We start from the raw sequence: 10,246 nt of genomic DNA, 5'->3' as shown, positions 1-10,246 counted from the left end.
CCTGGGCCTGTGGTGGTACTTCCAGCCCGTCCCCCTCGGGGACCGAGACCTCGCCGCCCTCGCCCGGACCGTCCATGCCGCCACGGCCACGCCGTTGCCGGTCGTGCGCGCGACGGCCGCCACCTGGCCGCGCTGGGACGCCGACGCCCTCGCCTTCACCTTCCGCCGGCCGCGCCGGCGGCCCCCGCTGTCAGCCGTCCAGGAGATCGCGGCGCGCGACCTCTTCCATTTCTCCGCACAGATGAGCGTATCCGCGCGAAACGACGGATCCGCCGCCCTTCAATGCGCCACCTGGGACCCTTCGGTGGCACCGGAAATAACGCAGGACATTCTCTCCGCCTTCGACTGAGAAATCCGACCGAACAGAATATGATAAACGCGCTCTCGCCATTCAGGTGAGGTCGCCCAGGAGAAGGGAGCCGGCCAGCCAGGGTGGGTCGTCCACCCGCACCCGTTCGGCCGGATCGCGAAGTGGACGCGCCACGGAGGTGATGATCGAGCCGTCCGAGGTGAATTCATACGGAAAACCGCCCCAAATGGCGGCCTCGGCGGCCGTCGGATGGTGCCAGAACAACTCGAGAAGACGGCGGACCATTGACCGGAGATCCTGATCCCAGTGCACACACCGCTGCGCCACCGCCTCGGCGAAGCAGTACAGGGCGGCCCGGTAACGACCCAGCCCCCACTGCTCGGCGGCCACGTTGCGCGAGGCGGCGAGAACCGGCACGACCCGCCCGTCCGGGTCCCGAACATACTCCACGAGGGTGCCATGATCGCTCGTACAGAACATCTCCATGACGAACGGCGCGTCGGGCAGCAGGGTGCCATGGCCGGTCACCGTGTTGTACATGTACGCCCGGAAGATGTCGGCGTTGTCCGCCTGGGCGGGTGATGACGGTTGATAACCCCAGAACAGCACCCGCGGGCGCTCCCCCTCGGGCCCGCCGCCCACCGCGATCAGGGCGTCGACCTGCCGGCCCACCCATCCGGTGTCCACCATCGCGGTCGTCGCGTCGAGCAGCCGGTGCTGCGCGGCGTAGTCGGCCAGCAGGCGCCGCGCCGAGCCCACGGTCGCCGACAGCGCCGCCACGACCGGCTCCAGGCCCAGGAACTCGCGCAGGCCCGCCGCCCGCGCCTCGCGATCGGCCGGCCCGGCCCCGATGGATCGCTCGGTGAATCCGGCGGACACCAGCCGCGGCACGAACGCGGCGGGCAGCTTGAGACGGGCGCACAGTTCGGCAGGGCCGAACTCCAGCAGGCCGTTGAAGAGCCATGAGGGCCGCCCCAGCCGCCCGGCGTCCGCCGCGGCCAGGCTCCAGGTCAGCCGGTTCCCGTGGACGTACTCCAGATCGACGTCCACGTCCAGGGCGGGCGCGAGGATCCGGGCGAGTTCGAACAGCACCTGGCCTTCGCGCGACAGGAACCGCAGCCGCCGCAGACCGGCGCGGCGGGCCTCGCACAACACCCAGGTGGTGTAGGTGACCAGCATCGGCCCGGCGACACCGCAGGTCACCTCGTTCACCACCGCCTCCCGCCGGTCGCGGGCCGGAATCGCCGCCCGGACCGCCGCGTCCGCGAGAACGAAACTCCCGGCGAGGTCGGACGCATCGGAAACATATTCCTGGATTATTCGCCGATAACGCAGATGATCGGCACTTCGATAGGCCAAGGCTTATCTCTCCGTTTTGCCGCCGACACCGATTCCAAAAACATTTTGCGCAGCGTATCATGACGTCTTATATAACTGCCAGACGGAGTTGGATATGACATACAGTGCCGCGGCGCCATTGCCGAACTTCGCGTCGGCCCACGGCCCCGTCCGCGCCGTCTTCGGGTGGTTGCTGGGCGCGCAGCGATATCGCATTTTCCTGCTGGTCTTTCTGTACTGCCTGTTCTTCGGCGCGCAGATCCTGGTGCCCTATCTGGTCGGTCAGGCATTGCAGAGCGGCATCGGCGACGGCCGGGGGCTGACCGGCTGGGTGGTGGCGCTGGCCGGCGTCATCGCCGTGGTGACGCTCAGCGGCTACGGCGCCTGGACAGTGCTGGAACTGGCCCGCATGGACGGCATCATCCGCACCGAGCGCGCCGTCCTGCAGCAGATCATGCGGCTCGGCGGCGAGATCGGCCGCCGCTTCAGCACCGGCGACATCGTCTCCATCACCTCGGCCGACGCGGTCACCTTCGGCTATCTCATCTCCTACATCGGCATGCTCGGCGGCAGCCTCTTCTCCTACGGCGTGGCCGTGACGCTGCTCGCCACGCAGGCGGCCGACCTGGCTCTCACCGTGCTGCTGGGCATGCCCGTCATGCTGCTGTGCCTGCGTCCCACCTTCCGCGCGCTGGAGACGCGCAAGAGCGCCCAGCGCGCCGGGATCGCCACCGCGAACACCCTCGCGGGAGACACCGTGACCGGGTTGCGGGTCCTGCGCGGGCTCGGCGGCGAGGAGTACTTCGCCGGCCGCTACCGCACCGCCTCCCGCGACCTGCGACGCGACGGCGAGGCCGTGGCCCGCTCGCGGGCCGTCCTGGAAGGGGCGCAGGTGCTGCTGCCCGGCATCCTGCTCCTCGTCGTGGTCCTGTGGAGCACCCACAAGGCGGTCGCGGGAGACATCGCCCCGGGCGTCTTCATCGCCTTCTACGGCTATCTCACCCTGCTGGTACGTCCGTTGCGCACCACCATCATGGGCATCAACCACTTCGCGCACGCCCGGGTCGCCGCCCGGCGCATCCACGGTTTCCTGACGGCCCAGCCGCCCGCCAGGGCCCGTGGCACGGCGACCCTCCGCCGGCAGGGCGAACTGCGCGATCCTGAGACCGGCCTCACCTTCGTGTCCGGCCGCCTCACCGCCCTGGTGGACGAGTCCCCGGAGCGCGCGACCGCCGTACTCGACCGTCTGGCCCGGCACACCGAGCCGGCGGGGCAGCTCGCCGGGGTGCCGCTCACCGAGATCGCCATGGAGGAGGTCCGCGCCCACATCCATCTGCTGCACCACGACGCCCACCTGTTCAGCGGCGACCTGCACGACCAGCTCGACGTGGACGGACGACGTACCGCCGAGGAGATCGTCCGCGCCCTGCACACCGCCTCCGCCCTCGACATCGTCGGGCTCGATCCGTCCCACGTCGACCACGACCCCCCGCCCGGCCGGACGTACGAGACGCGGGTGCACCTCGGCGAGCGGGGCCGCGGGCTGTCCGGCGGCCAGGTCCAGCGCCTGCTGCTGGCCCGCGCCCTGCTCGCCGGCGGCGACATCCTGCTCCTCGACCGTCCCACCACCGCCGTCGACGCCCGCACCGAGGCCCGCATCAGCGCCCGGCTCGCGAGCCACCGCGCCGGCCGCACCACCGTCGTGGCCACCTCCTCCCCCCAGCTCCTGGCCGACGCCGACGAAGTCGTCTTCCACGGCGCGGAGGTCCTCCGCGGCACCCATGCCGAGTTGCTGCGGCACCGGCCCTACCGCGACTGCGTGCGGCGATGAGGGCCACCGCCGGGCCGGAGCGGGTCCGCCGCTACGCCCGCACGCTCCTGCGGGGCGAGTCCCGTTCGGTCGCCGTCTCCGCGGTCCTGAACGTCGCCGCCGCGCTGGCCGCCCTCGGCCTGCCGAACGTGCTCGGCGGGATGGCGGCCCTGATCGCGAACAGGGTCACCGGCGACACCGGCCCGGATCTGCTGCACCGGCTCAACCTGAGTGCTCTCCTCGGCGGCGCCTTCCTGCTGGCCCAGACGCTGCTGTCCTGGTGGGCCGCCCGCTCGGTGCTCCTGCTCGCCGAGCGGCTGCTCGGCCGCCTGCGCGAGGACTTCCTCGGCGGGCTGCTCACCCTGCCCCTGACGGCGGTGGAACGGCTCGACACCGGAGACCTGCTCTCCCGGGTGACGGCCGACACCGATCAGGTCGGGCTGACCTTCCGCTACGCGCTGCCCGCCTTCTTCGCCAACGCCACCACCGTCCTGGTCCTCCTGGTGGGTTCGCTCGCGGTGTCCCCGCCGCTCACGCTCACCGTCCTGATCGTGCTCCCCATCCTGGTGCCGGCCGTGCGCTGGTACTTCGCCCGCTATCCGCGAGCGTTCGGCGCGCTCATGGCCCAGCAGGCCGCCATGCACGCCGTCGTCGCGGAGAGCGCGGACGGCGCCAGGACCATCGACGCCCTGCGCTGGCGGCACCGCCGGGCCGGCCGCCTGGAGGAGGAGATCACCCGCACGCGGTCCGCCTTCCACCGCAGCATCCGGCTGCGCGGCGCACTCTTCCCCGCCCTCGACCTCTGCTCGCTGCTGCCCACGTTCACCACCCTCGTCCTCGGGCTGATCCTGATCAGGACCGGGCAGGCCGACCTCGGCACCGTCACCACGGTCGCGCTGCTGATGCAGACCCTCGCCCTGCACATGATCAACATCGTGGACAGCCTCGACCAGTTGCAGATGGGCGGCGCGTCCCTGGCCCGGCTCGTCGGCGTCATGCCGGCCGGCGAACCGGGCGGGCGGACCCGGCGGGTCCCGGCCGGTGCCCTGCTCGAAGCCAGCGCCGTCCGCTACACCTACGACGCCGCCGCCCGCGAGGTCCTGCACGGCATCGACCTCGACCTGCGCCCCGGCGAACACCTCGCGCTGGTCGGCCCCACGGGAGCGGGCAAGACCACCCTCGCCCGCCTCCTGGCCGGGATCGACGTGGCCACCGCCGGCAGCGTGACGCTCGGCCGCGTCCCGCTGGCCGACCTGGGGCTCGCGGCACTGCGCCGGCAGGTGATGCTCACCACCCAGGAGAGCCACGTCTTCGTGGGCACCCTCGGCGAGAACCTGCGCATCGCCGCCCCCGACGCCACGGACGCCGAGCTGGAAGAGGCGCTGTCCGCCGTGGGGGCGGCGGACTGGGCCACGCAGCTCCCGGAGAAGTTCGAGACCCGGATCGACGCCGGCGGCCACGGCCCGCTCCCGCCCGGCCGGGCCCAGCAACTCGCCCTCGCCCGCATCCTGCTGGCCGGCCCGAAGGTGCTCGTGCTGGACGAGGCGACCTCGATGCTGAGCCCGTCGGCGGTACGCGGCACCGAGGAGGCCCTGGCCCGTTTCCTGGCCGGCCGCACGGTCGTCTCCATCGTGCACCACCTGCACGCCGCCCGCCGGGCCGACCGCATCGCGGTCCTGGTGGACGGCAGGCTCGTGGAGATCGGCACCCACGACGAACTCCTCCCGCGCAGGGGCGCCTACCACCGGCTCTGGGAGGCCTACCACGGCGGCCGAACCGGCCATGGCACGTACACCTCTGGCCTGGAGTAGTGCATGGACATCCTCATCGTCGGCGCGGGGCTCTTCGGACTCACCATCGCCGAGAGATGCGCGTCGGAACTCGGCCTACGGGTCACGCTGATCGATCGCCGCCCGCACATCGGCGGCAACGCCTACAGCGAGATCGACGGCGAGACCGGCATCGAGGTCCACCGTTACGGCTCGCACATCTTCCACACCTCCAACGAGCGGGTGTGGCGATACGCGAACAAGTTCACCGACTTCACCGGCTACCGGCACCAGGTCTTCACCGTCCACCAGGGCAGGGTCTACTCGCTGCCCATCAACCTGGGCACCATCTGCAGCTACTTCGGCAGGGTGCTGACACCGCACGAGGCCCGCGCCCTGCTCAGCACGCAGAAGGAGGAGCAACTCGACACCGGCACGCTGGAGGGCAAGGCCGTCTCCACGATCGGCAGGCCGCTCTACGAAGCGTTCATCCGCGACTACACGCTCAAGCAGTGGCAGACCGATCCCCGCGAGCTGCCCGGCGAGACCATCGGACGGCTGCCCGTCCGCTTCACCTTCGACAACCGCTACTTCTCCGACACCTACGAAGGGCTGCCCGCGAACGGTTACACGGCGTGGCTGGAGAACATGTGCGATCACCGCAACATCGAGGTCCGGCTGAACGTGGACTTCTTCGAGATGCGGCGCGACCTCGCCGAGGACGTCCCGGTCGTCTACACGGGCCCCGTGGACCGGTACTTCGGCTACTCGGAGGGCCGGCTCGGATGGCGCACCCTCGATCTCGAGACCGAGGTGCTGCCGGTCGGGGACCACCAGGGCACCTCGGTGCTCAACTACGCCGACCTGGACGTGGCCTACACCCGGATCCACGAGTTCCGGCACCTGCATCCGGAGCGCGCGCACTATCCGGCCGACAAGACCGTGATCATGCGGGAGTTCTCCCGCTTCGCCGGCCCGCGGGACGAGCCGTACTACCCGATCAACGCGCCGGCGGACCGCGCGGCGCTGCGCCGCTACCGGGAGCTGGCCCGCAGGGAGCCGGGGGTCTTCTTCGGCGGCCGGCTGGGCTCGTACCGGTATCTGGACATGCACATGGCCATCGGGTCGGCGCTGCACCTGTTCGAGTCGCGGCTGCTGCCGCACCTCGCCCGCACGCGATCCTGACCGCCGGCCACCGACCATCACCAGCACAGCGCGGTCACGCGCGCAGGAAAGGGAGCCTTCCCATCATGAGCGATCCCGCCGCCGGCCGGCCGAAAGTCTCCGTCCTCATGCCGACGTACCAGCAGGCGGCCTTCATCCCCCGGGCCATCGAGAGCCTGCGCGCCCAGACCTACCGCGACTGGGAGCTCGTCATCGTCAACGACGGCTCCCACGACCATACGCACGAACTCCTGCACGACCTGCTCAAGGAGATCTGGGACGAGCGGGTGACCTATCTCCGCAACGAGCGCAACCTCGGCCTCGGGGCGGCGCTGAACCTCGCGACCCGCCACGCCACCGGCACCTACCTCGCCTACCTGCCGACCGACGACATCTACCACGCCGACCACCTGGAGAGGCTGGTCGCGGTGCTCGACGAGGACCCCGGCGTGCACATCGCGTACGGCGGCGTGCACATGGCCTTCAACCGGGGCCTCGTGGCCTCCCGCATGGGAGCGGCCACCCTGCGCGGCGACGAGGTCGTCGGCCGCGAGATCGAGACGCTCAACTCCCCGGCCCCGGTGCGGTGGCTGGACACGCTCAAGAGCGGCAACATCCTGGCGATGGTCCAGGTCATGCACCGCAGGGACTTCGAGCAGCGGTCCCCGTGGACCACGCGCGACGAATACGTCACCGACGCCATCGAGGCGGACCAGTGGCGGCGGTTCATCCGGCTCGGGGCGACCTTCCGCCACGCCGGGACGACCACGTGCCAGTGGGTGCAGCATCCCCTGCAACACCACCGCATCATCGGCGGCACGCCCGGCCGGTACGGGTGGCCGGTCGGCGGGCTGCCCCGCTACCGCTCGTACTACGGCGTGCCCGCCGGGCAGTACCTGGACTGGCGTCCCTGGTGCGGACGGCCCGTCCACGAGAAGCGCCGCTCCGACGTCGGCTACGCGCCGCCGCCCGAAGCCGCGTCCGCCGGCCCGGCGCTGCGCATCCTGGTCGTGGGCGATCTGGGCTTCAATCCCGAACGCCTCCTCGTCCTGGAACGGGCCGGTCACGAGCTGGCCGGAATATGGCATCCCGACCCGGACGTGTGGATGGCCACCGGGCCCTTTCCCTGGGGGCACATCCGCGACATCCCGGCGACGGGCGACTGGCGGCGCGCGGCGGCGGACTTCCGGCCGGACGTCATCTACGCCGGGCTGAACTGGTCCTCGATCCCGCTGGCCGAGCAGGTCATGGACGCCGGGCTCGACGCCCCCTTCGTCTGGCACTTCAAGGAGAGCCCCGGGCATGCCATCGAGCACGCGCTGTGGCCCGGCCTCGTCCGTCTCATGTCCCGCAGCGACGGCCGGATCTTCATCAACGACGAGTGCCGCACCTGGTTCGAGCTGGCGCTACGCGGAATCCCGCAGCGCAGCGCCGAGGACCTCATCATGGACGGCGACCTGCCGCCCCGCGACTGGTTCCGCGGCGAGTTCCGGCCCAAACTCTCCGAGCGGACCGGCGAGACGCACACCGTGTGCGCCGGCATGTGGCGCAAGGACGTCGACGAGTGGGAGGAGCTGGCCGCCGCCGGGATCCACGTCCACATCTATGGTCAGGCCTATCACGAGCTGGCCGGGGACTCGATCCCGAGAGGGGTGGCCGGCGGCTACGTCCACCTGCACCCGGCCGTCGAGCCGCTGCAGTGGGTGTCCGAGCTGTCGCAGTACGACGCCGGCTGGCTGCACGTCTTCGACAGCGTGAACCACGGCGAGCTGAGAGGCGCGAGCTGGCCCGACCTCAATTATCCCGGGCGGCTGAGCAGTTACGCCGCGGCCGGCCTGCCGTGGATCCTGGCCGACAACTCGCACAACGGATCGACGTCGGCCATTCGCAACCTCGCCCGCTCGTACGCCGTGGACGTCCCCTTCTCCGGGATCGCCCATCTCGGTGCGCAGCTTCGCGACCCGGCGCTGATCCGGGAGCGGACGGCGAACATGCGCAGGCACCGCGACGACTTCACCTTCGACGCCCACATCCCCCGGCTCGGTGACTACTTCCGGCGCGTCATCGCCGCCCGGCGGCACCGGGCCTGCTGACCCGGGGCCGGCCCGCCGTCCCCCCGTTTCCCGACTATCCCCGGAGGTGTCCGATGAACAGGTGGATCGAGCTGGAAGGCGCCGTCAACGCCCGTGACCTGGGCGGGCTGGCCACCACTGACGGCGGGAGAACGAGGTTCGGCCGGATCGTCAGGTCCGACAACCTCCAGGAGCTGACGCCCGCTGACGTGGCCAGGCTCGTCGGCGAGCTGAAGCTCAGGCACGTGGTGGACCTGCGTTCAGGACGGGAGGTGCGGCTCGAAGGCCCAGGTCCGCTGACGGCCGTGCCGGAGGTGACCATCCACCACCACACGCTGTTCGCCGAAGGCGACACCGCCGCCGTCAGTGCCGGTGCCGACCCGGTGCTGCCCTGGCACGAACGCCAGGGCGACGCCGACCGGCGCGTCACCGGGCTGTACTACACCTACCTGCGGGAACGACCGGACTCCGTGGTGAGCGCCCTGCGCACGATGGCCCGCGACGACGGCGGGGCCATCGTGCACTGCGCCGCGGGCAAGGACCGCACCTCGGTGCTGTGCGCGCTCGCGCTCGAACTCGCCGGCGTCGGCCGGGCGGCCATCGTCGAGGACTACCTCGCGACGGCGGACCGGCTCGACCGCATCCTGACCCGGCTCCGCAGAAGCGACACCTACCGGGCGGACCTGGATCCACGGACGGCGAGCGAGCACCTGCCACGCGCGCAGTACATCGAGCGCTTCCTCACCGTCCTCGACACCCGCGACGGCGGTGTCCTGGGCTGGCTCGCCCGGCACGGCTGGACCGGCTCCGACACGGAGGCGATCCGCGCCAAACTCCGGGACTGAAGCGGCGTCACGCCCTTTCCGCGACGGCGAACCGGGCCGGAATCGGATAGACGAACCGCTCGTCGCGGGCGAACGCCGAAAGGGCGGAGACGACCGCCTCGCGCGCCGGCTCCAGCCGGTCGGCCGGGATCTTCTCCAGCCTCTCCCGCGCGCCGTGCGACCACATCCAGCGCCAGTAATGGGCGGGATCGTCGAAACGGGCGTGATAGGTCTCATCGACGACCCGCACACCGGTGAAGCCGTTGGTCACCAGCACCTCTTCGACGCCGTCGCGGGTGCCCAGCGGATCGCGCGGCCGTCGCGGCGCGGGACGGGCCCCGGTCTCGAACGGAAGGAGCGCCTCGTTGACGATGCGCGGGATCTCGGTGTCCTCCTGCCGGTCCATGAGCCGGACGGTCATCACCAGCCGGCCACCGGGCCGCAGCAGCCGGGAGTATCGCGCGACCGCCGCGACCGGATCGGACAGGAAGAAGACGACGAACCCCGCGATGATCGCGTCGAACGAGTCCTCCGGATAGCCGGGGGACTCGGCGTCGCCGAGTTCCGCGCGGGCATGCCGCAGGCCGCTTTCGGCGATCCGCTCGTTGGTCTTGTCGATCATGGCGGGGGCGAGGTCGATGCCGATCACCGACCCGGCCGACCCGACCGCCGCGGCGGCCGGAACCAGGCTCGCGCCCCGCCCGCAGCCCACGTCGAGCACCGACTCGCCCGGCGCGAGTGCCGCGAGCTCGGCCAGCCGGACGCCCGCGGGCCCGAAGAAGTCGACGCCGACCTGGTCATAGACGGCCGCCGCACGGTTGAACACGGCGGCGATGGATGCTTTCCCCGTCGGCTCTTCTGCCGCCAAGACACGTCCTCCAGAACGTCGACGCGAACTGATGTGATCGTGGATCATACTGCCGTCCCGCACCCTGCGGGCCCTGCTCGAAGCCTGGTGC

At 71.1% G+C, this 10,246-nt stretch carries 8 protein-coding genes; 6 read left to right on the top strand and 2 right to left on the bottom strand.

Annotation, left to right across the window (positions count from 1 at the left end):
* On the top strand, nucleotides 1-349 hold a 349-nt coding region (locus FAF44_RS29855; protein WP_237106632.1), incomplete at its 5' end, for a hypothetical protein.
* Between the two features lie 42 nt (nucleotides 350-391).
* On the opposite strand, the gene FAF44_RS29850 is transcribed toward FAF44_RS29855, so the two are convergent.
* Complete coding sequence (locus FAF44_RS29850; RefSeq protein WP_237106631.1) at nucleotides 392-1,522, bottom strand: hypothetical protein; 1,131 nt, start codon at nucleotides 1,520-1,522, stop codon at nucleotides 392-394.
* A gap of 241 nt (nucleotides 1,523-1,763) precedes the next feature.
* Between FAF44_RS29850 and FAF44_RS29845 the strand changes: the two genes are divergently transcribed.
* The 5 genes from FAF44_RS29845 (at nucleotide 1,764) to FAF44_RS29825 (ending at nucleotide 9,308) form a co-directional block, all read left to right on the top strand.
* A complete protein-coding gene (locus FAF44_RS29845) occupies nucleotides 1,764-3,479 on the top strand; it encodes an ABC transporter ATP-binding protein (RefSeq protein ID WP_272895197.1) in 1,716 nt (571 codons plus the stop codon).
* Nucleotides 3,476-5,269, top strand: coding sequence for an ABC transporter ATP-binding protein (locus FAF44_RS29840; protein WP_237106630.1), 1,794 nt, complete (start codon nucleotides 3,476-3,478; stop codon nucleotides 5,267-5,269). Before FAF44_RS29845 ends, FAF44_RS29840 begins: the two co-directional genes overlap by 4 nt.
* Before the next feature lie 3 nt (nucleotides 5,270-5,272).
* Nucleotides 5,273-6,412: a UDP-galactopyranose mutase gene (gene glf, locus FAF44_RS29835; protein WP_237106629.1), complete on the top strand. Its 1,140-nt coding sequence runs from the start codon at nucleotides 5,273-5,275 to the stop codon at nucleotides 6,410-6,412.
* Nucleotides 6,413-6,477: 65 nt separating this feature from the next.
* The gene (locus FAF44_RS29830; RefSeq protein ID WP_237106634.1) at nucleotides 6,478-8,484 is read left to right on the top strand and encodes a glycosyltransferase family A protein; all 2,007 of its coding nucleotides are present in this window, start codon (nucleotides 6,478-6,480) and stop codon (nucleotides 8,482-8,484) included.
* Nucleotides 8,485-8,537: 53 nt separating this feature from the next.
* Nucleotides 8,538-9,308: a tyrosine-protein phosphatase gene (locus FAF44_RS29825; RefSeq protein ID WP_237106628.1), complete on the top strand. Its 771-nt coding sequence runs from the start codon at nucleotides 8,538-8,540 to the stop codon at nucleotides 9,306-9,308.
* Between the two features lie 7 nt (nucleotides 9,309-9,315).
* On the opposite strand, the gene FAF44_RS29820 is transcribed toward FAF44_RS29825, so the two are convergent.
* A complete protein-coding gene (locus tag FAF44_RS29820; protein WP_237106627.1) occupies nucleotides 9,316-10,155 on the bottom strand; it encodes a class I SAM-dependent methyltransferase in 840 nt (279 codons plus the stop codon).
* Nucleotides 10,156-10,246 lie beyond the last annotated feature (91 nt).

This window comes from Nonomuraea sp. MG754425 (assembly GCF_021699195.1).
Lineage (GTDB): Bacteria > Actinomycetota > Actinomycetes > Streptosporangiales > Streptosporangiaceae > Nonomuraea.
The sequence above is the reverse complement of the archived record's forward strand: the minus strand, read 5'-3'. Positions and strand labels throughout refer to the sequence as shown.